Annotated in this window: 18 protein-coding genes; 11 read left to right on the top strand and 7 right to left on the bottom strand. The window is 64.4% G+C overall.

What is annotated here, in order from left to right; all coding sequences use genetic code 11:
- Positions 1-8: 8 nt before the first annotated feature.
- The 7 genes from VE092_RS22145 (at position 9) to VE092_RS22115 (ending at position 7,456) form a co-directional block, all read left to right on the top strand.
- The gene (locus VE092_RS22145; RefSeq protein ID WP_324880066.1) at positions 9-1,709 is read left to right on the top strand and encodes a GspE/PulE family protein; all 1,701 of its coding nucleotides are present in this window, start codon (positions 9-11) and stop codon (positions 1,707-1,709) included.
- The gene (locus VE092_RS22140; protein WP_324880065.1) at positions 1,706-2,794 is read left to right on the top strand and encodes a hypothetical protein; all 1,089 of its coding nucleotides are present in this window, start codon (positions 1,706-1,708) and stop codon (positions 2,792-2,794) included. Before VE092_RS22145 ends, VE092_RS22140 begins: the two co-directional genes overlap by 4 nt.
- Positions 2,794-5,112, top strand: a complete 2,319-nt coding sequence (locus tag VE092_RS22135; RefSeq protein ID WP_324880064.1) for a polymer-forming cytoskeletal protein — start codon at positions 2,794-2,796, stop codon at positions 5,110-5,112. Before VE092_RS22140 ends, VE092_RS22135 begins: the two co-directional genes overlap by 1 nt.
- A gap of 3 nt (positions 5,113-5,115) precedes the next feature.
- The gene (locus VE092_RS22130; RefSeq protein WP_324880063.1) at positions 5,116-5,457 is read left to right on the top strand and encodes a hypothetical protein; all 342 of its coding nucleotides are present in this window, start codon (positions 5,116-5,118) and stop codon (positions 5,455-5,457) included.
- Complete coding sequence (locus tag VE092_RS22125; protein ID WP_324880062.1) at positions 5,458-5,910, top strand: lytic transglycosylase domain-containing protein; 453 nt, start codon at positions 5,458-5,460, stop codon at positions 5,908-5,910.
- A gap of 49 nt (positions 5,911-5,959) precedes the next feature.
- The gene (locus tag VE092_RS22120; RefSeq protein WP_324880061.1) at positions 5,960-6,976 is read left to right on the top strand and encodes a prepilin peptidase; all 1,017 of its coding nucleotides are present in this window, start codon (positions 5,960-5,962) and stop codon (positions 6,974-6,976) included.
- A gap of 90 nt (positions 6,977-7,066) precedes the next feature.
- Positions 7,067-7,456 (top strand): hypothetical protein, encoded by a 390-nt coding sequence (locus VE092_RS22115; RefSeq protein ID WP_324880060.1) that lies wholly within the window; start codon positions 7,067-7,069, stop codon positions 7,454-7,456.
- Between the two features lie 436 nt (positions 7,457-7,892).
- Here the strand turns inward: VE092_RS22115 and VE092_RS22110 are convergent, their stop codons facing one another.
- Both VE092_RS22110 and VE092_RS22105 read right to left on the bottom strand, forming a co-directional pair.
- A complete protein-coding gene (locus VE092_RS22110; RefSeq protein WP_324880059.1) occupies positions 7,893-9,503 on the bottom strand; it encodes a methyl-accepting chemotaxis protein in 1,611 nt (536 codons plus the stop codon).
- 203 nt (positions 9,504-9,706) lie between these two features.
- On the bottom strand, positions 9,707-11,113 hold the full coding sequence (locus VE092_RS22105) for a PLP-dependent aminotransferase family protein (protein WP_324880058.1): 1,407 nt from the start codon (positions 11,111-11,113) through the stop codon (positions 9,707-9,709).
- Positions 11,114-11,331: 218 nt separating this feature from the next.
- Here VE092_RS22105 and VE092_RS22100 point away from each other — a divergent pair, with 218 nt between their 5' ends.
- The 3 genes from VE092_RS22100 (at position 11,332) to VE092_RS22090 (ending at position 15,665) form a co-directional block, all read left to right on the top strand.
- Complete coding sequence (locus VE092_RS22100; RefSeq protein WP_324880057.1) at positions 11,332-12,642, top strand: hydroxymethylglutaryl-CoA reductase, degradative; 1,311 nt, start codon at positions 11,332-11,334, stop codon at positions 12,640-12,642.
- Positions 12,643-12,703: 61 nt separating this feature from the next.
- Positions 12,704-13,924 carry an ABC transporter substrate-binding protein gene (locus tag VE092_RS22095; protein ID WP_324880056.1) on the top strand — a complete coding sequence of 407 codons (1,221 nt, stop codon included), beginning with the start codon at positions 12,704-12,706 and terminating at the stop codon, positions 13,922-13,924.
- Positions 13,925-14,351: 427 nt separating this feature from the next.
- A complete protein-coding gene (locus tag VE092_RS22090; protein WP_324880055.1) occupies positions 14,352-15,665 on the top strand; it encodes an MFS transporter in 1,314 nt (437 codons plus the stop codon).
- 27 nt (positions 15,666-15,692) lie between these two features.
- On the opposite strand, the gene VE092_RS22085 is transcribed toward VE092_RS22090, so the two are convergent.
- From VE092_RS22085 to VE092_RS22065, 5 genes are all read right to left on the bottom strand, one after another.
- A complete protein-coding gene (locus VE092_RS22085) occupies positions 15,693-16,025 on the bottom strand; it encodes a helix-turn-helix transcriptional regulator (protein ID WP_324880054.1) in 333 nt (110 codons plus the stop codon).
- 90 nt (positions 16,026-16,115) lie between these two features.
- Positions 16,116-16,490 (bottom strand): helix-turn-helix transcriptional regulator, encoded by a 375-nt coding sequence (locus VE092_RS22080; protein WP_324880053.1) that lies wholly within the window; start codon positions 16,488-16,490, stop codon positions 16,116-16,118.
- A gap of 4 nt (positions 16,491-16,494) precedes the next feature.
- Positions 16,495-16,884: a hypothetical protein gene (locus tag VE092_RS22075; protein WP_324880052.1), complete on the bottom strand. Its 390-nt coding sequence runs from the start codon at positions 16,882-16,884 to the stop codon at positions 16,495-16,497.
- 9 nt (positions 16,885-16,893) lie between these two features.
- Positions 16,894-17,745 (bottom strand): vesicle formation protein, encoded by an 852-nt coding sequence (locus VE092_RS22070; protein ID WP_324880051.1) that lies wholly within the window; start codon positions 17,743-17,745, stop codon positions 16,894-16,896.
- A gap of 129 nt (positions 17,746-17,874) precedes the next feature.
- Positions 17,875-21,099, bottom strand: coding sequence for a hypothetical protein (locus VE092_RS22065; RefSeq protein WP_324880050.1), 3,225 nt, complete (start codon positions 21,097-21,099; stop codon positions 17,875-17,877).
- 159 nt (positions 21,100-21,258) lie between these two features.
- Between VE092_RS22065 and VE092_RS22060 the strand changes: the two genes are divergently transcribed.
- Positions 21,259-22,122, top strand: an 864-nt coding sequence (locus VE092_RS22060; RefSeq protein WP_324880049.1) for a hypothetical protein, incomplete at its 3' end; no start/stop codon positions are given.

Below are 22,122 nucleotides of genomic sequence, written 5' to 3'. Positions count from 1 at the left end.
TGATCAGCATGAGCAGCACCAACACGCTCCCCGACAAAGCCCAGTCCAGCGGCCTGGAGATGGCCCATCTCCGGCGCGCCGAAGAGCTGCCGCAGTACCGCAGCGTGCTGGAAATGTGGCCGGCTGAAAAGAACCGCGCCTTCAACCGCGAGCGCATCGCCGTGCTCAACACCGAGACGGGTCTCATTGCCGTGGTCGCCACCCGCGGCGTGAACCTCTCGGCGGAGTGGTTCCATATCCTCGACCGGCTCAAGCGCGAGGACAAGATGCCGCGCATGTTCTTCACGGCCGAGCCTATCGTCTTTGAAATCCTGGAATATCACGTCGCCGCCACGCACGAGGAAAGCGCCACCAAGGCGGTGTCGGGAATCGACCTGATCATCGCCGAATCCAAGCCCCTGAACCACTTCGCCGACATGGTCGGGCGCACCATCGAGATCGGCGCCAGCGACGCCCATCTCGAAGTACGCGGCGAGCATGCCGTGCTCAATGCCCGCGTGGGGGGCGTGATGCGGCGCATCGGCAGCTATCCGGCGCAGATCGTCATCGATGCCGTCAGCGCGGCCTTTACCGTGCTGGCCGAGGAATTGTCACGCTCGGACGCGGCCTTCAACGCCCGCCTGCCGCAGCAGGCCATGATCCCGATCCGCAACAAGGAAAGGGCTTTCACACTGCGCTACCAGAGCCACCCGTCGGTGGGCGGTTTCGATGTGGTGCTGCGGATCCTGCATTCCAGCGCCAGCTCCTCCGGCAAGGTCAAGACCCTGCCCGAACTGGGCTACCTGCCCAGTCAGGTGGAACAGCTGGACATGGCCATGCAGTCGGCCTGGGGCGGCGTGTTCGTGGCCGGCGTGACAGGGTCGGGCAAGACCACCACGCTCAATTCCATGCTCTCGCTGATGACCACGGGTGGCGAGCGCAAGATCATTTCCATCGAAGATCCGGTGGAATACATCGTGCCGGGGGTGACCCATCTCTCGGTGCAACGGACCAATGCAATCGGCGTGGAAAACCCCTTCCTCAACGCCATGCGCGCCTTCCTGCGGCTCGACCCAGACATCGGCATGTTCGGCGAGGTGCGCGATCCGCTCTCCGGTGAAATCGCCCAGGCCGCCATCGAAACCGGCCACAAGATCTTCACCACCGTGCATGCCACGTCGGCGCTGGGCATCGTCTCGCGCCTGACGTCCAGGATGGTGGGGCTGGACCGGCATGCGGTCTGCAATCCGGAATTCCTCTCCATCCTGGTCTATCAGGCGCTGCTGCCGAGGAACTGCCCGCACTGCAAGATGCCCGCCCGGGAGCGCCTGCCCGCCGAGGAACTGGCTGCCTACGAGACCTTCTTCGGCCTCGACGTCGACCAGATCATGTGCGCCAGCGACGCCGGCTGCCCCCACTGCCGCATCCCCGGCGTGGACTACAGCGCACTGGCCCACGCCGGCACCAGCGGCGTGTGCGTGGCCGCCGAGGTGATTACACCCGACAACGACCTGTTGCGCCTGCTGCTGGCCGGGCGCGACCTGGATGCACGCGACCACTACTACGCCACCCGCGTAGCCGGCTTCGGGGAAGCGGACATGCAGGGCAAGGCCGCCTGGGGCCACGCCCTCTACGGCGTCGCCCGGGGTCAGGTCGACCCCTATTACTTCAAGAGTACCTTTGGTCATCCCAAAGGCTTCCGCCAGATCGTACAGAAGGGAAACCAATGAATCTATTTGAACGCCTGCAACTGAGCATCGCCAAGCGCCAGCTCCGCGCACGCCGGGCCGAGTTCTATTTCGACCTGGCGATGTCGTTGGAAGACCGGGTGCCGCTGTTCTCCACCTTCAAGAAATATGAGAAGCGCGCCCGCAAGCGCGACCGTGGCATGGCCCTGCTCTATCGCCATATCCTCAAGAATTCCATCAACGGCTCACTGGCTACGGCCTTGGAGGGGGTCGCTCCCGCCTCGGAACTGATGATGCTCGATGCCGCCCAGACCGCTGGCGATTTCAGCGTGGCCGAGGGTCTGCGCTTTCTGGCGGGGACCGTGGAAAAGACCGAACGCATGACCGCTGCCATCAAGGGCGCGGTGATGTATCCGCTGTTCCTGATCTCGCTGTTCTACGCCATCCTGATGGGATTTTCGTTCTACGCCATTCCGGTGCTGGAATCGATCATGCCGGTCAACGACTGGCCGGCCTCGGGCAAGGCGCTGGCCTTCGTCGCCGACAGCGTGCGGCAATACGGGCTGCTGATGATCGCGGTCAACGCCGCCCTGTTCCTGGCCTTCCTGTATTCGCTGGCCCACTGGTCCGGCGCCAGCCGCCGGCCGTTCGACAAGCGCCTGCCCTATAGCGTCTACCGCGACTATGCCGGTGCCATGCTGATCGTGTCGCTGGCCTCGCTGATGCGCTCGGGGATCTCGCTGCGCTCCTCGCTGGAGCAGGCGGTGCGCTATTCCACCCCGTGGATGCGCTGGCACGTGCGCGGCATCCTGCGCGGCATCAGCTCGGCCAATGCCGAAAACTTCGGTGCCGCCTTTGGCACCGGCGTGCTCAACCAGGATCTGGAAGACCGCATCATGGATGCCTCCGAGCGCCGAGATCCGGTGGAAGCCTTCGTCAAGATCGGCACCGGCTCCATCGACCGCATCGCCACCTCCATCGAAAAATCGTCTGCCCGTCTCAACAGCGTGATGCTCCTGCTCTGCGGCTTCGCGCTGGCCTCCATGCTGCTGGGCTTCATGGCCACCACGCAGCAGTTGCAGAGTGCCGTGCAAAAGAAAACTCAACAAACTTCCCAGAGGAACTGATGACTACCCTGCTTCGTCGCATCTCCCTGCGCCTGTCACGCTTACCCCGGCGCAGTCCCCCCCTCGATCCGCGGCGCAGTCCCGGGCCGGGCCGCCAGCGCGGCTTCGCCCTTGGCCATGCGCTGGTGACCACGGCCCTGCTGGGCGGCGTGGGTGCCGTCGGCACCGACTGGGCCTTGCAGCAGCGCCAGGCCGCCGTACTGGAGGCGCAGAACGCGATCTATGCGCGCCTCAACAATGGCGTGGGCGCCTACATGACGCTGTACTATCCGCGCCTCATCGACCGTCGCACCTACCCGGACAGCTGCGCTACGGCGAGCTATCCTGTGCCCGCCAGCCCCGACAAGGCATGCCGTTTCAGCGCGCCCTTCATCGATGCTGCCGGCGCCAGCAAGATCCACGAGGTCGGCAACATCCTGCAGCCCACACTGGCCGACCTGCAGGCGCTCGGTCTGGTGGACCCGCAGATTCCCCCGGCGCCGCTGCTGCCGATCCACGCCAAGGTGGTCACCGCCAGCGGCACCGGCGGCGCCACTGACAAGCATGACAACGTCTACGGCATCATCGTCAGGCGCACGCCCGCAGGCAGCGACGTCAATCTCGATTCGCTGGTCTTCAACGTGCAACCTTATGCGCTGGTGCATGCCGACATGTCGGCGCTGCTGCGCATGTCCAACGGCGCCGGTGCGACCTCGGGCGTGCCGGATCGCGACACCACCACGAGCAGCATCAATCCCAATTTCGACCTGAAAGCCTATGGCGGCGCCTGGACCGTTCCCAATCCGGTGCAGGAGACCGTCAAGGACATCGGCACCCGGGGCATGCACGGCATCATGGCCTGGCGCAATGGCTACGAGGCTGCCGCCGCGCTGGAACTGTTCCGCCGCGACGGCTCGCTCAAACCGACGGCGGACTGGGATTTCGCCAACCATTCCATCACCAACCTCAATGAACTGAAGGCCAAGAACGTCGCCACCGACACCTTGACCACCCAGACCCTGACCACCCATGGCGCCGTCCACATCAACGGCACACTGGAGGTCAAGGACACGCTGAGCGCATTGGGCGATCTGGTGGTCAAGGGCGCCACCGATCTGCAGTCGCTGGTGGTGCGTGGACCCGCCTCCTTCCTGGGACCGGTGACGATGGAGAAATCGCTGGCGGTGTCCGGCGAGCTCAACGCCAGCGGTGGTATGCGCACGTCCAACATCAACGTCGAGAACGGTGCCCAGTTGTCGGGTAGCGGCTCCCGCTTCCTGGCCAACGGCGGCTTTGTCGCCCAGGGAGGAAGCTGCGCGCAGAATCTTGCCCTGGCGCAGGACAACAGCGGCCGCCTGATGATGTGTGCCTCCGGCAGCTGGCAGCCGGCCACCAACAATGTCTATGGCCTGCTCCAGGTCAACGCCGGTGACAGCTGCAGCCCGGAAGGTGCCGCAGCCTACCTGCCCAACGGCCTGATGGCGATCTGCAAGGCTGGCACCTGGCAACCGGCCACCCTGGGCACCCAGGTATCGGGCCAGGCCTGCAGCGCAGCCGGCATGATGGCCGCCGAAATCACTGCGCAAGGCGTGGCCAATCTGCTGGTCTGCCAGGCCTCGGGCGGCGGCGGCCTGACCTGGTCGCCCAGCATCTACGCCCGTCCGAAGATGGAGACGGCCCGCGAAGGCGCCAACTGCGAGCTTGACCAGATCAATGCCATGGCACGCAACAGCGACAGCCCCCAATCGGGTGTACTGATGTGTACGTTGAATACCAGCGGCGGCGCGCAGTGGCAGGTTCCGTTCAAGACCTTCAAGGAAGACTCCATCGACACCAACGAATATCTGGCCGTCGATTTCGGCTGGAAGGACTGGCACCGCAACGTGCTGGGTTCGTGGTGGTGGGGCCAGACGATCATAGGACCGATCACCCTGAACCACTGGAAGAACGGTGTCGTCATCAAGAGCTGGAACAACAGCACCTCCATGTTGGGCGACGACAACGGCCTGTACGTCAAGTCAGCAGCGGCCGGTGGCCGCTACCCGAACGACAACTACAGCTTTGCTGAGTTCAACTTCGCCTACAAGACGCCCATGAACCCTGATGAATGGACCACGCCCGTGTTCAGGAGGCCCACCTCCGCCTGCACCAATTGCTATACCGAAGATGACCTGCCCTGGGGTACCGATGCCGGCCCCAACCGGCGATCCATACGGTTCACGCCGTATTACCTGCAGTTCTCCTTCTATAACGAGTACGGCAGCGACAACGGCACCGTGCATTACTACCAGCTCGTCATGTTCAAGAAGAAACGCCATACCTACCTGACGACGGAATAAGCAATGCGCGCTGTCGACATGATCTTGATCCCGCTGTTCCTGATGCTGGCCTATGGCGGACCGTTCCTGCTGGGCTGCCTGTTCTTCCGGCTGCGGCGCGCGCGCCGCAGTAGCGCCCCGGCAATCCCGACCGTCCCGGTCGCCCGCCGCCGCCGACGGCGGTCGGGCGCACTACAGCTGCTCGCCGCAGCGACCTTGTTGCTGGCCTTTGGACTGGGCCACTTCAAGGTACTGAGCTACCCCGGCGCCATCATGCTGTCGATGGTACTGGGGGCGCCGGTGTTCTTCCTCAGTGCCGCGCTGGTGGTCAAGGCGCGCCCTCCTGCGCCGGAAGAAGGACGCTGAATGCATCGGATCAGCAAACATCTGGTGCGGGTCGCCACGCTGGCGGCCGCCTTGTGCGGCCCCGGTGTGCAGGCGGCCGATCTGTGCTTCGAACAGGCGGGGACACGCTACGGCGTGTCCCCGCTGATCCTGAAAGCCATCGCCCAACAGGAGTCGGGCATGAACCCCAGAGCCCTGCATCGCAATCGCAACGGTACGCGCGATATCGGCATCATGCAGATCAATTCCAGCTGGCTGGGCTTTCTGGCCCGTTACCACATCAACGAAAGCGACCTGCTCGACGCCTGCACCAACATCCATGTGGGTGCGTGGATACTCGCCTCCAATTTCCAGCGCCTGGGCGTGAGCTGGGAGGCCCTGGGCGCGTACAACGCCGTCAGCCCCGACAAGCGCGCCCGCTACGCCACCCAGGTCATCGGCCGCCTGCGCCACCTGCTCAGGGATGCCATGTAGCAGTGACGCGCCGGGGGCATTTCTTTTCCCTCCTTTCAAGGAATACCCTATGTTCGACATCGAATCGGCCCGGGCGCTGCTCGCCGATCACCATTTCCTCATCGCCATGGCAGCGGCGGGCGGGCTCTGCGTCGGCAGTTTTCTCAACGTGGTGATCTATCGGCTGCCGCTGATCATCGAAGCGGCCTATGCTGAGGACCATCCCTACGAAACTACTTATCGCAGGATCGCGCAGGCACGGCAGACACACCAGGCCGAGCAAAAGCCCAAGGCGCGGCTGACGCTGGCCTCGCCGGGATCACATTGCCCCACCTGCAAACGCCCGGTACGCCCCAGAGAAAACATTCCCGTCCTGAGCTACCTGCTCCTGGGCGGCCGCTGCGCCGGCTGCGGGACGCCTATCCCGATGCGCTATCCACTGATCGAACTGGGCAGCGGCATACTCTCGGCCGTCAGCGCCTGGCACTTCGGCCCGACACTGCAACTGGCGGGCGCATTGCTGCTGCTGTGGACACTGACGGCACTCATCTTCATCGACATCGATCACAGGCTCCTGCCTGACTGCATCACCCTGCCGCTGCTCTGGCTGGGCCTGTTGCTGAACTCCGCCGCTGTCTTCGTTCCCCTGTATGACGCCGTCTGGGGCGCTGTCACCGGCTATATGGTGCTGTGGAGCGTGTACTGGCTATACCGCATTTACACCGGCAAGGACGGCATGGGCTACGGCGACTTCAAGCTGCTGGCCGCCCTCGGCGCCTGGTTGGGCTGGTCGGGACTGCTGCCCATGCTCATTCTGGCCTCGCTCGGCGCAGCGATGGGCGGCGTATGGAAGACCTTCATGGCCGAACGCGCCCATACCAGGGCTAAAGCCGAAGCCAAGGCCAAGGTCAAGGCCTATGTCGATGCCATTGAGCGGCCCCGTGCGGGCTACGGCGTCACGCTCAGCCATGTCTACGACGACATCGAGGACGATACCAGCGACCAGACCATCGCCTTCGGCCCCTACCTTGCGATCGCAGGGGCAGCGGCGCTGTTCTATGAGACGGCGCGGTGGGTCGCCCCCTGATGTCGACCTGGATTGCTCACGCTCCTGGCTGAGCAATACCGCCGTCAGAAAAATCCAGATAGCAATCTCCCTGATCTGCCACCCTACCCTATGGAAAAACGCATCCTTGCTTTTCTGCGGCCGTTTCTGGAAGTCACGTGCACGCGCTTCAATCCCCCACAACGCGGGCCACGCCGATATGCGCGGCACAACGCTCCGGACCGCATCCTCACCGCAAATCTGCAGTGGTTCATCGGAGGTTGCCTGGCTGCCGGCTTGACGCTTTTTCTGGTGCGGGGACTATTTATTTCTCCCGCAAGATTTCTCACCATCACCTTGTTCCTGGGGCCGTTTTTCTTTGCATGTCTCCGCCAGGAAATTCGCCGCCGCCAGGGCATAGGCCAGGGTTCTTCGGCGCGCCCTCGCAGCTACTTTTCGCAAACGCTTTGGTACTCGCTGGGCTTTGCATGGATTAAGTTTTTCTTCTTTCCTTCTTCCTAGCGGCGAAGAGAAAAACTTGGTCAACCCGGTGGTTGGCTCTGCCTACCGAACCTGCCTTCGCGTCATCGCCACCAGAAGATTTCAATCCCACGTCCATTCGATGGATATCTCAGTACGATGCACCCCCAAAGACCTCCTCGGCCGCGCGCCAGCGCATCATCGCGCCGTCCCTCCCGATTCTGCGGACGGCCTTCGCATCCGCTTCGGGAGGGCTGCTCGCATGAATACTGACATTGATCATCCCGTAGGGCGTCAATCAGTGGAACGGGATCGACAGATTGGTGATCGGGCTATTTGTGTTGATCCCCTGCTACCTTTTTTATGGGCTTATTTTTCTTCGTGAGAGAAGGGCCCATCTATGAGGCGTCAACTTTGTTGTTCCTCCGGACCACATCTGCAAGCAACGGCCCCGTCAGGGACCGTCGCACAATGCGGTTCAGCGCGCCAGCGTGGGCCCGGCCGGGGTCACATCGATCTCGCGCCGGGCCACGGCTTCGCCCTCGTTGAGCCGGAATACGCTGACCATCTGCATCAGCTGGCCGGCCTGGTTCTGCATCGAGGCGGCAGCGGCGGCCGCTTCTTCCACCAGCGCGGCATTCTGCTGGGTGACCTGGTCCATCTGGGTGATGGCCAGGTTGATCTGTTCGATGCCGTTGGTCTGCTCGGCGCTGGCGGCGCTGATCTCGGCCACGATGTCGGTCACGCGGCGTACGCTGCTGACGACTTCCTGCATGGTGTTGCCGGCCTGCTCGACCAGGCGGCTGCCGTCGTCGACCTTTTCCACCGAATCATTGATCAGTTCCTTGATTTCCTTGGCGGCCGAGGCCGAGCGCTGGGCCAGGGAACGCACTTCCGAGGCCACCACGGCAAAGCCCCGCCCCTGCTCGCCGGCACGGGCGGCTTCCACGGCGGCGTTCAAGGCCAGGATGTTGGTCTGGAAGGCGATGCCGTCGATGACGCTGATGATTTCCACGATCTTGCGCGAAGAGGCGTTGATGGCACCCATGGTGTCGACCACCTGGTTGACCACGCCGCCGCCCTGCTCGGCCACGGCCGAGGCGGAATGGGCCAACTGGCTGGCCTGGCGGGCGTTGTCGGCATTCTGGCGCACGGTGGAAATCAGTTCTTCCATGGCCGAGGCGGTTTCTTCCAGCGAGCTGGCCTGCTGCTCGGTGCGCGAGGACAGGTCGAGGTTACCAGCGGCGATTTCGGAGGAGGCGGTGCTGATGGTATCGGTACCGGTGCGCACATTGGAGACGATGCCACGCAGACTGTCGTTCATGTCCCGCAGCGATTGCAGCAGCTGCCCGGTTTCGTCGCGGGTGTTGACCTGCACCTGGGCCGAGAGATCGCCCTCGGCGACCTTGCGCGATACCGTCACCGCCGTCTGCAGCGGCTTGGTGATGCCCAGCGTCAGATAACGCGCCAGGACGATGCCCAGCAGCAGGATGAGGCCTTCCAGTACCAGAATCAGCACCCGGCTCTGGGCGGCGATGACGTCGATCTCCTTGGCGGTTTCATCGATGTCCTTGCGCTGCACGTCCACCATCTCGCGCATCAGCTGCTGGTAACGGGCCGCAGCCGGCACGAAGGTCTTGTCCAGCAGCTGCATGGCCTCGTCCAACTTGCCCTCGGCCTTGAGCTTGACGATCTGGTCGCGCGAGGACAGGTAGATCTTGCGTTGCTCGCCGATCTTCTGGAACAGTTCCTTTTCTTGCGGGGTCACCAGCAGCTTCTCCACTCCCTTCTGGTATTCGGTGGAACTGCGGGTCGATTCAGCCGCCTCGGCCGCGAAATAAGGCCCCAGCGAGGGGTCGCTGCTCTTGGCGATGGCCAGCGTGCGGCGGATGCCGGCGCTCAGGTTGGTGTACCAGTCACCCATCAGACGTTCGGTCTTGAGCGGATCATTCATCATCTCGCGGGTGGCGGCCGAGACCTGTTCCAGTCGCCACAGACTCATTCCCGCTACCACCACGGAAAAAGCCAGGATGACGGCAAAGCCGAGCGTGAGGCGTTTGCCAATATTCATATTGCCTAAGATGTTCATGTGAGATCCGTCCCGTGCGGGCCGCCGGAGAGGCGCCCGATTTTCGTTAGCTTGCTTTCATTATTTTTTTGACCACGACAGCCCCACTGCCGCTGCCTTGCACTATGGCACGGGGGATCGGGCGGGACAAGCGAGCAAAACGCCGAACAAGCGGACAATGCGGCCTCACTTCCCACGTGGGGCCCAGGATCGCCAGGATCGCCTCAGCCGCCGGGAATAGCGCCGGCGCGCTCCAGCAAAGCGGCCATGGCCGGCCCGAAGCGCGGATCGGACAGCAGCCCCACATTGAAGCGTGACCAGGGCACGGTCTGTTCGGGATCGACATGGAAAATGCTGCCCGGGGCCAACACGATGTGACGCGCCATCAAACCCTGTGCCAACAGCTTGGCATCGGGGAAAGCCGGGAATCTGGCCCACAAGTACATGGATTGCTGCGGCGCGCAGAACAGTTGTGCTCCCAGTTGCTGCAACTGATGGCAGGCGGCTTCGGTGGCCTGGGTCAGGCGATCGCGCAGGCGCGCGGTGTGCCGGCTGAAATGGCCGTCGGAGAGGATCACGTCCAGGGTCCGCTCGCAATATTCTGAACTGCTCATGTGCACCAGCATCTTGATGTCGGCCAGGTCGCTGGCCAGGTCGCGGTGGCAGGCGATGAAGCCGACCCGCAGGGCCGCCGAGACCGACTTGGAAAAGCTGCCGATATAGAGCGTACGGCGCAGCTGGTCCAGGGTGGCGATGCGGGCAGCGGTGGCCGGTTTGAAGTCGGCGAAAGCGTCATTCTCGACGATGAGGGCATCGTAGCGGTCGGCCAGTTGCAGGATCTTGTGCGCCTTGTGGGGCGAGGTGTCCGAGGCGGTGGGATTGTGTGCCAGCGACTGCGTGAAGAACAGGGGCGGCTTGCCGGGCTGCTTGAGCTCGCGCTCCAGCGCCTCCAGGTCGGGGCCGTCGGCCAGGCGCGGGATGCCGACGATGCGCGCGCCCGACAGCTTGAGCTTGCCATACAGCATGTAGTAGCCCGGCTCGTCCACCAGCACCCGGTCGCCGGGGCGGATGAAGTTGCGGATCACGATATCCAGCGCCTGGTTGGCGCCGTGGGTCAGGACGATCTGAGCGGTGCCGGCCTCGATGCCGTGCTGCGCCAGCTTCTGCACCAGATGCTGGCGCAGCGGCAGGTAGCCGAAGCGGCTGCCGTAGCCGAACAGTGCGCCCATGCCGGTGCGCACCACCTTCTGGTGGAACTTGTCCAGACGCACGTCGTGCAGCCACTCCACAGGGGGGAAGCCATCGCCCAGGCGCAGATGGCCGGGGTCGTGCTTCAACTGCTCGCGCATGAGCCAGACCACGTCCATGGCGCGGCTCAGGCTGCCCTCTTCCTCTTCCTTGGGGCGCGGGGGCGCCACGCAGACGAAGAAACCGGCGCCGCGCCGTGGTTCCACCACGCCTTGCGCGGTCAGCTCGTCGAAGACATTGACGATGGTGTTCTTGGCGCAGCCATGCCGGAGCGCCATCTCACGAATGGAGGGCAGCCGGCTGCCGGGCGGGTGTACGCCCTCGGCGATCTGGCGCCGGATCAGTTGCACCAGGGTGTTGGTAAGCGTGGGTGCTGCGGCCATCGGGTCTATCTCCGGGTGGGCCCATCGCGGGTCCGGGGTGAAGAAATCTGCGCAGGCTTGCTGCAATGCAAAGGGATTGTCCTGGGTACAGTTCATCTGCTGTTGGGGCCAACTGTACCCATCATCAATGGTACAGACTTGCTATCCTGCCTGCGCTGCCCGGGGAAGGCAAGGCTGCCCGGGCCGACGATACCAACGACAACCAGTGAGACAAACGCATGCACAATGACGCCCTCCCGGGTGCGGCCCCGGATTCCCGCCTGCCCGGCTTCCGTTCCCTTTCTCCCGCAGAGCGGCTGGCCGAGGTGAGCCGGCTGGCGCAGCTGGACGACGCTGAGCAAGCCCTGCTGGGCCAGCCCGGCGGCCTGCCGCTGGCGACCGCCAACGGCATGATCGAAAACGTGGTCGGCACCTTCCAGCTGCCGCTGGGCGTGGCCGGCTACTTCCAGCTGAACGGCCGCGACGTGCTGGTGCCGATGGCGGTGGAAGAACCCTCGGTGGTGGCCGCCGCCTCCTTCATGGCCAAGCTGGTGCGCGCCTGCGGCGGCTTCCAGACCTCCAGCAGCACGCCGCTGATGCGGGCGCAGATCCAGCTGATCGGCGTGAGTGACCCGCACGGAGCGCGGCTGGCCATCCTCAAGGAACGCCAGGCCATCATCGACATCGCCAACAGCCGCGACCAGTTGCTCAACCAGCTGGGGGGCGGTTGCCGCGACATCGAGGTGCATGTCTTCCCGGATACCCGGCGCGGCGCCATGGTGGTAACCCACCTGATCGTGGATGTGCGCGACGCCATGGGCGCCAATACGGTCAATACCATGGCCGAGGCGGTGGCCGGGCATATCGAGCAGATCACCGGTGGCCGGGTGCGGCTGCGCATCCTCTCCAACCTGGCCGACCTGCGCCTGGCGCGGGCGCGGGTGAAGGTCTCGGCCAAGGTGCTGGCGACCGAGCAGTACAGCGGCGAGGAAGTCATCAACGGCATCGTCGATGCCTATGAATTCGCCGCCGTCGATCCTTACCGGGCGGCCACCCACAACAAGGGCATCATGAACGGCATCGACCCGGTGATCGTGGCCACCGGCAACGACTGGCGGGCGGTGGAAGCCGGCGCCCATGCCTATGCCTGCCGCCATGGACGCTACACTTCGCTGACCCATTGGGAAATCGCTGCCGACGGCGACCTGGTGGGTACGCTGGAAATCCCCATGCCGGTAGGCCTGGTGGGGGGGGCCACCAAGACCCATCCGGCGGCGCGGGCGGCGCTGAAGATCCTGCGCGTGCAAAGCGCCCAGGAACTGGCCGAAGTCGCGGTGGCCGTGGGCCTGGCGCAGAACATGGCGGCCCTGCGCGCCCTGGCCACCGAAGGCATACAACGCGGCCACATGGCGCTGCATGCCCGTAACATCGCACTGGCGGCCGGTGCCGAAGCGGCGGAAATGGACTGGCTGGTGCAGCAGATGGTCGCCAGCCATGACGTACGGGTGGACTATGCCCGCCAGCTGCTGGCGCAACGCCGCCAGGGCTGAACTGAACTGCAGTGACCACGAGCCGCCATCAGGCGGCCGATAAAAACGAGGAGACAAGAGCATGAGCAAATCAACCAAGCTGCGCCTGCTGGCAGCGACCTGCGCCGTCATCGGCGCCTTCGGCCTGAGCAGCCCGGCTGGGGCCCAGATATCCAACGATGCGGTACGCATCGGTTTCATCACCGACATGTCCGGTCCCTACGCCGATACCGATGGCCTGGGCGGCCTGGAGGCGATCCGCATGGCAGTGGCCGACTACGGCGGCAAGGTGCTGGGCAAACCCATCGAGGTGATCTCGGCGGACCACCAGAACAAGGCCGACATCGCCGCCACCCGGGCCCGCGAATGGGCCGATGAGCGCGGGCTGGACATGCTGATCGGCGGCGTGAACTCGGCCACGGCGCTGTCCATGAACAAGGTGATGGCCGAGAAGAAACGGGTCTACATCAACATCGGTGCTGGCACCGCGCGCCTGACCAACGAGGAATGCACGCCCTATACCGTCCACTACGAATACGACACCGTGGCCCTGGCCAAGGGGACCGCCAGCGCAGTGATCAAGCAGGGCGGCAAGTCCTGGTTCTTCCTGGTGGCCGACTATGCCTTCGGCCATTCGCTGGCCAACGATACCAGTGCCGTGGTCAAGGCCAGTGGCGGCACGGTAGTGGGCTCGATCAAGCATCCGCCGCAATCCTCGGACCTGTCGTCCTTCCTGCTGCAGGCCCAGGCCTCCAAGGCGCAGATCCTGGGACTGGCCAATGCCGGGGAGGACACCGTCAATTCGATCAAGGCCGCCAAGGAGTTCGGCGTGACCAAGACCATGAAGCTGGTGGGCCTGCTGATGGTGATCAACGACATCCACGCCCTGGGCCTGGCCAATGCGGAAGGGCTGATGATGACCGACAGCTGGTACTGGGACAAGGACGAGCCCTCGCGCAAGTTCTCCGAGCGCTTCTTCCAGAAGATGAAGAAGATGCCCAGTACCCATCAGGCCGCGGCCTATTCGGCCACCATGACCTACCTGAAGGCGGTGGAAGCGATTGGCACCGATGACTCGACCAAGGTGATGGCGCAGTTGAAGAAGACCCGCATCGATGACTTCTACAACAAGGGCTATATCCGCGCCGATGGCCGCAATATCCACGACATGTACCTGTACCAGGTGAAATCGCCGGCCGAATCGAAGAAGCCCTGGGATTACCTGAAGCTGCTGGAGACCATCCCCGGCGAGCAGGCCTTCACCACGGTGGCCGAATCGAAGTGCAGCCTGCTCAAACAATGAGGCAGCGGAAATCCGCCCTTGCCGGCAGGGGCGGGCGTTGCTGAAACACTGCCACCAGGGGCTGAAGGGACCCTGAGCCGGCGTTGACCGGAATGTCGAGCACGACAGCACGGCGAGGCCCGCGGGATGGGCCTCGCCGCTTTTTTAGCTTCACATTTGCAACAGGAATTGTGAAGAAAGGCTGACCAATTATGCGGACCTTGCCGTCAAGGCCTGGCCACGCTTGCCTAAGTCGCCGCTTGCGCCTACTCTTGCAAGCCCGTCTCCCAGCGGACCGTACGCCGACCATTGGCCCCGGTCCTGGCGTGGCGGGCACAATATCGCGCGCGGTCATCCGTCAGCGACGACACAGCGTCCGGCCATGCTTGCCGGCCAGGATGCGAAGACACGGCATACGCTGCCCTACCGATACGCCAAGGAGTCCCCTTTGAGTCAGCCTCAAGCCAACCGCCCTGCTCTGCCCCCTGCACCACCCGTTGCAGGGTTCACCCGCTACCAGAAGACCGTGACCGGTCTGCTGGCCTTCCTGCAGTTCGCCGTCATCCTCGACTTCATGCTGATGTCGCCGCTGGGTGCGATGATCATGCCGGACATGCACATCTCGCCCCAGCAGTTCGGCCTGGTGGTCTCGGCCTATGCCTTCAGCGCCGGGGCCTCGGGCCTGCTCACAGCCGGCTTTGCCGACCGCTTCGACCGCAAGCGCCTGCTGCTGTTCTTCTACAGCGGCTTCGTGATGGGCACCGTATGGTGCGGCCTGGCGCAAAGCTTCGAGAGCCTGCTGATGGCGCGCATCGTCACCGGCCTGTTCGGCGGCGTGATCGGTTCCATCACGCTGGCCATCGCCACCGACCTGTTCGCGCCCCATCTGCGGGGACGGGTCATGGGCGTGATCCAGACCTCGTTCGCTGCCAGCCAGGTACTGGGCATCCCGATCGGGCTGTACCTGTCCAATACCTGGAACTGGCATGTGCCTTTCCTCGCCATGGCGGCGCTGGGCGCAGTCGGCGGGCTGGTGGTGGCGATCAGGATGCAGCCGGTCGATGGTCACCTCAGGCTCAGGCAGGAACACAGCGCCTGGATGCACCTGTATCACACCGTGGCCGAACCGCGCTACCTGACCGCCTTCGCCACCACGGCCCTGCTGATGACCGGCGGCTTCATGCTCATGCCCTTCAGCAGCGCCTACCTGGTCGGCAATCTGGGCATCGACCTGCACCACCTGCCCACGGTCTACCTGGTCACCGGGCTGTGCACCATTGCCTTCGGCCCGCTGATCGGACGCGCCGCCGACAAGGTCGGCAAGTTCCGCGTGTTCTGCTTCGGCGCGGTGCTGTCCATCATCATGGTGCTGATCTACACCCACCTGGGGCCGGTGACGGTGCCCATGATCGTGCTGATCAATGCCGTGCTGTTCCTCGGCATCTTTTCCCGCATGATTCCGTTCCAGGCGCTGGTGTCCTCGGTGCCGTCGCCGCAGCAGCGGGGCTCCTTCAATGCGGTGAGCGCGTCCATCCAGCAACTCTCGGGCGGGCTGGCCTCGGTGGTGGCCGGTCACATCGTCACGCTCGGGCCGAACGGGCAATTGCAGCACTTCGATGTGGTCGGTTTCGTGATCGTGGGCAGCACCCTGCTGGCTTCGCTGCTGGTCTGGCGGCTCGACCGCGATGTGCGGGTGCGTGCGGCGGCCGCAGCAGCAATGGCGGCAGCGCCTGCCGCCACGGCGGGACCGCTGAACTCCTGAGGTCGCCGGCGCGGGCGGCGATAGGCGTCAGCCGTCGCGTCCGGCGTAGCCGGCCAGGATGCGGATGATTTCCCGCCCCTGCACGTCGGAACGGCAATAGTGATCCACCAGCAGGCGGACGTCCTGGTCACTCTCCTGCGGCAACACCTCGGGCTCGCTGCCGGTCAGCAGCCAGTTGAGGTCGACCGCCAGTTCGCGGTGCAACTGCAGGAGCAATTCGCCGCCGGGCATGGCCTTGCCGGCTTCCAGCCAGCTGATGTGCCCGGTGGAGGTGTGCAGGCGCTGTCCCAGCTCGCGCTGGCTCAGGCCGTTGGCGAGCCGTATTTCCTTGATCCGGCCGCCGATTTCTTCGCTGAACATATCCTCTCCTCTGTACCGGTGAGCCCGTGCGGGCTCCCGTATCCCTTGCCGGCCTGCCACGGCAGCCCGGCATGACCCTGGGCGCCGTCTTCAGCCGCCCCTGGCGACCAGGAAGCTGGCCACCATCATCACCAGCGATTTGCCGCGTTCTGTTGCGCGGACATAATCCCGGATGAGGGCCTTGACGTGGAAGCCATGACGCGGCGGCAATTCTTCCTCCCTGCCGCTCAGCAGCCAGTTGATGTTGACGTCGAACTCGCGATGCAGGGTACGCAGGAAGCGCCCGCCCGGCATGCTGTTACCCAGTTCCACGCAACTGATGTAGGCGCCCGAGGTACCCAGGCGGGCCGCGAAGTCGCGCTGGTTCAGGCCGCTGGTCAGGCGGATCGCCTTGAGCCGCTCGCCGATGGCTTCCTTGGCGCCGGCAGCCGGCCTGGCGGGAACATTGTCGATCTCTGGTTTCATCCCATCATCCTCCGAAGGGGTAGGCCGACGCATGTCCCCAGTCAGGCGCAAGCCTGACGTAGGCGTCGGCAATGTGCAGGTGGCAGTCGGCGCAGGAGCCCGAGTTGAAGAAATCGAACTGCTCGCTCTGCATGAAAATCTGCTGCAGGGTCAGCACGCCATCGCTGAATTCCAGCCTGCGGTTGGGGTTCACCAGGGCATCCAGCGCCCCCTCCCGCAACAGGATCTGACCACCGCTACGCAGCACCAGCAGCAGATCGATGCCCAGACTGCGCACGTCCTTGATGGTTTCGATAGGAATCTTGCGCAGGGCCGTCCCGGCCTGGCCCACGTCGATCGTATAAGTGGTCTTGCCCACCAGGGCTTCTTCGATGGTGCTTGCTGCATCTGACATCGCGCATCCTCATTCGGTCTTCTGAATACGGATTTCCAGGGCTTCGGTGCCGCTCTGGCGCGCTGCCGGGACCGGTTCGATGCGCTGCCGGATGCGTGCCGCCGGCACGCCGATGGACAGCAGGTGGTTACGCACGGCGACCACGCGATAGAAGGCCATGCGGTTGGACTCCGACAGGCCTTCCACTGCGGTGGAGGTGATCATGAAGTTCTGGTCGGGATGGGCAGTCCAGTCGAAATGGCTGATGAAGGTATCGGTCATGCGCTTGGCTTCGGGCGCATTGAGGTCCACCGTGCCAGGACGGAAACGCACGATCAGCACGCTGGGACGCAGCGCCAGCGCTTCCACGCCCTTGGTCAGGTTGCCGGCCGTGCCGCTGGCGTCGAGCACGCGGTCGGATTCGCCCTCCTGGGCCAGGTTGGCTTCCGGAGTGGACTTCAGATTGTTGCCGCGTTCCTTCTGGTTGGGCTTCTCCACCTTGGCCAGGCCGGACGCCTTGAAGCGCAGGTCGCTCTCGCGCAGCTTTTCCTTCAGCTCGGCGACATCGGCCTTGTAGCGGATCTCGTTTTCGTTGAGCGTCTGCCGCAAACGTTCGATCTGGGCATGCAGCTCGTCGGCGCTGGGCACCACCGGCTTTTCTTCCTTGTCGCCCGCATGCGCCTTCTCAGAGGCCTGGCCCTGCGCTTCGATCTTGGCGGTCTTGCTCTCATAGGCCTCGTCGCGCGCCTTCATCGAGAAGTACATCACCGCCATGGCCAGGATGGCGATGAGCAAGAGCAGGTACATCACCATATTGACCATCGAGTCGACGTAGCCGGGCCAGAAGTTTTGCTCATCCGAATCAGCGGAATTGGCTGCCATTTTATTCTCCTAAGTCTTGATTGAAATTCACCGGACCGCCCTGCGACAGGTCCGTGGGACTGGTTGTCGCAGCAGGCCGCCTGTGACGGCGGCCCGCTGCGCTTGCATGTCATCGATGCTGCATCAGGTTCACACTCCGAAAATGGTCGGTACGTTGTTGGGGTGGTAGGGCAGGTTCTGCAGATACAGGCTATAGGTGGTGGTCCCCGGGCCGGCACCATCGAGGTCGATCACCAGCTTGGTCGAGGTCCCCTTGAAGGACGAGGCCGTGACGTAGCTGTCGAGGTTGGCGCGGGTCACCGTCTGTCCGAAGATGGATACCTTTTCCTGTCCCAGGAAGAAGTCGGTGACGGTGGCGGCCAGCCTGGACGTGTTGGGATTGCCGTAGGCGCCCACCACCAGCGTGTCCTTGCCGGCGCCGGTCTGGATGATGGTATCGACGCCACCGGCCGTGACGCCCAGCGGAATCACATCGTCACCGGCACCACCATTGATGTTCTGCAGGTTCTGCGGCAGCCAGTACCAGCCCAGCAACTGATCCTTGGTGCGCGTGATCTGGCCATTGTTGATCCCATCGGTGATGTTGGTGGCCGCAATGGCCACATCGCGGTACAGGCCGGGGGCGAGGATGTTGGCCGGTGCGCTGAGCGAGAAATCGCCCGCCGCGAACTGACCGAAGGCCATGATGCGGTTGCCCATGACGACGGTGATCGCATAGTTGTCACCGCTGCCGGCCTTGCCGACGGTGCCGCTGAAGGTCAGGTTCTGCTCCGGCGGCGGCAGGCCGTTGGCGTTGGTCGGCAGTTCGGTGATCACGGCGTACTGCGTGGGTGAATCATTGAGGGCCTGGGCCACCCCCGATTCTCCGCTGACCCGCAGATTGCTCAGCGTGGGCAGGACGGTGCCGGGCACCGAGGTGAACGTGATATCGCGCGCATTCACCGTATTGCCGGCCATGTCGATGAACTTGGGCGTGATGACGTGGTCGCCGGCCGCCAGGCTGGCCTCGACCGTCACACCCAGCGTCACATTGGCGCGTCCGACATCGCCGTCCGTGAGGATACGGCTGCCCAGCAGCTTGCTGCCCTCGTAGAGAGCCAGCATGTCGCCGGTGCTGGCCTGCCTGCCGTCGTAGCTGATGTTGATGGTCGGCATCGAGCTGGGATTGTTCGTCGTCACCTGATAGAGGAACTGGATGTTGCCGACGTCGAAGCTGGCGGACGGCCCACGCGGCTTGTTTTCGAACAGGTCGGCGCCCGGCGTCGTGAAGGTGCCCGAGGCATTGAGCGACAACTTGCCGGGACTGGGGATGCTCAACGAGAAGTTGCCGCTGCGCACACCACTGCCGCCCTGACTCCCCATGAGGAAGATGTCGCCCGAATTGATGCCGGCGAACGAGACGACGCTGCGCAGGCTACTGGAGGTGGTATTGGCGTCGCCCGTGATGTTGCTGCCTCCCCAGTCCATGGAAATGGCCCGGATGGTGGGAAGGAAGGCCCTTGCGTCCATACCGAAGTTCAGCAGCCCGGTGAGGTCGGCCGATTCGCCCGGCGACAGATTGTGCCGGTTGGTGGCACCCAGGATATCGGGTACCGCGAACGTGCGGTAACTGGTCTGCACCGAGGGCACCAGGACAGCGCCGATCGCCGCGGGCACCGTCAGGTCCACCCCCATGCTCAGCGAAGTGGCGCTGGAGTTGCCCGCCTTGTCGCTGAGGGTGACGGTAGCGATGCGATCGCCACCGGTGGGGGTACTGTTCTGCAACTGCACGGCCTTGAGGATGGCGCGCGCCTCCAGATCGTTGAGGATCGCGCCCGAGCTCTTTCTGATGGTCAGCGTCTGATTGCCACTGTCATAGCCATAGCTCAGTCCGCCGACGCCACCGACGATCTTGCCGTCCGTGGTGGCCAGGCCGGTGTTCAATGCAATGGGAGCGTCCAGCACCAGCTTGTCTCTGGCCAGATCCAGCTGCGCCCCGCTCATCCTGACTGCGATGGTGCTGATGCCGGAGGCGGGCCAGAGCGCAAAGTCTCCTGCGAAGAGGCCATCGCCGGCGACGATTTCGGCCGCGCTGAACAGCTTGCGCGAGATCCTCTGGACGCCGTTGCGGCCGGGGTCGGTATCCAGGGTCGGCGGCTGGGTATCCACCACCAGGCTGGCCGTGGACGCCGCAGCCACCTCTCCGCTGCTGCCGACCAGGCTGAACCTGGCGGTGCGCGTTCCATCCTGCAGTTCCGCCCCGGCCAGCTTGATGGCCTGGACGATGGCCTGCACCTCGGCCCCGGTCAGCACTGCACCGCTGGTCTTGCGCACGGTAAGCGTACGGCTGGCGCTGTCATAGCCGTAGTTCAGGCCGCTGACGCCGCCCACGGTCTTGCCGTCGGCGGCGGCCTGGTTGCGATCCAGGTTCAACGTCGTATCGAGCAGCAAGCGGTCGTTGCCGGGAATGAACCCGGCTCCGCCCAGGGTCACCCGGATGGCGCTGATCTGGGTGGACGTCGGCACACCCACGGCCGTATCGAAGGGGACGCCGGCAGCCATCCGGGCCAGGTCGGTCACATATTGCGTGGAGCTGGTCTGCAACCCGGCGGTGGCCGGGTCCAGGTCCAGCATGAGGCCGTCGCTGCTCACGCTGAGCGTGGCCTGCATGCTGGGGCCGACCAGTCCGGCATCATCACGCAGGGAAATGGTGATGATGCGCGTACCGACCGAGGGGGACAGGTTCTGCAGCTTGATGCTTTCGACGATGGCCTCGACTTCGGCCGCCGTGAAAGTGCCGCCGCGGGTCTTGTTGATGCTCAGGGTCCGGGTGGCGGTGGTATAGACATAGCTGATGTCGGCCACGCCACCCACGGTCTTGCCGCTGACCGGTACCAGGTTGGCATCCAGCGCCACCAGGGCATCCAGCAGCAAGCGATCGTTGCTCAGGTCCAGCCCGGCTCCGCTGAAGACGACGTCGATGGCCGAAGCCGTGGTCTTGGTCGGCGGCGCCACGCTGGGCGCGAAGGCCACGCCCAGGCGCAGTTCGCTGGCCAGGCCCAGCCGCGTGCTGGCGGCCTGCATGCCCTCGGTGGCGATATCCATGTCCAGCAGTGGCGGCGGCGTGGTATCGACCAGTACGCTGAGCTTGCCCTTGGGGCTGACGTTGCCGGCCACGTCGGTCTGCTCGGCAGTGTAGCTCCAGGGGGTGTCGCTGGCGGCGTTGGCATTGACCATCGCCACCCCGGCCAGGGGCTGTTCAGAGGCGCTGTTGCCGCCATTCTGATGGCGGTCGGTCAGGACCTGCGCCGCCGACTGGTTCAGGGCATTCCAGGTCGGCACGTTTTCCGGCTGGCCGGCAAAGACGCCGCCCACGCCCGCTTCGCGACCCGGGCGATAACATCACCAATGACGGCAGCTTCAACGTCAGCGGACTGGAAGCCGGCGCCACCTGGCAGTTCAGCAGCGACAGCGGCACCACCTGAACCACCGGCAGCGGTACCGCCTTCAAGCTCAAGGGCGTGCCAGAGCGATGTGGCCGGCAACCTGGGTGCCAACAGCAACGAATTCCGCTTCACTCTCGACGCCACCCTCCCGGAACGCCCGGTCACCTGGCAGTACAGCACCGACAATGGCAGCACCTGGACCAACGGCAGCGGCAGCAACGTCAAGCTCAAGGGCGCCATCGATGGCGGCGGCGCGAGCGACGGTGCCAAGAGCGCGCTGCTGCGCCAGGTGGATGCGGCCGGCAATATCGGTCCGGCCAGCGACCCTGTCGGTTTCAGGCTCGATACCACGGCGCCGGGCAAGCTCGGTGTCGGGCTGGCCACCAACACCGGCGACCCCAAGGATGCCATCACCAGCGACGGCACCCTCAACATCACCGGACTGGATGCCGATGCGACCTGGCAATACAGCACCGACAACGGCACCACCTGGACCAGCGGCAGCGGCACCAGTGTCAAGCTCAGCGGCGACGGCGACAAGAAGGTGGTGGTGCGCCAGACCGATGCCGCCGGCAACGACGGCGTCAAGAGCGATGCCGTCGAGTTCACGCTGGATACCGTAGCGCTGGCGCCGGTCATCCGCCTGAACAATCCGGCCGGCACCACCGGCACCGGTGCCAGCATCACCACGGCCAGCAGCTTCGTGCTGAGCGGCGTGGCGGAGAAGGGCGCCCAGGTGGTCGTCAAGCGCAGCGACGGCGTGACCATGGCCACGCTGAGCGCTTCCACCAGTGACGGCAGCTGGTCGCTTACCTGGGTGCGGTCTTCCAGTTGTTCACGCTGGGTATTCAGGTCTTCTTGCACCTTGGTCATGTCCACCAGGGCTTCCTGGAAGTATTTGTTGCGCTTGTTGTTGATCTGGGCGCGGATGTCGGCCACATTGCGCTGCAGA

It is taken from the genome of Herbaspirillum sp., from assembly GCF_035644555.1.
Classification (GTDB): domain Bacteria; phylum Pseudomonadota; class Gammaproteobacteria; order Burkholderiales; family Burkholderiaceae_D; genus Herbaspirillum.
This window is presented reverse-complemented; position numbering and strand designations above follow the sequence as displayed.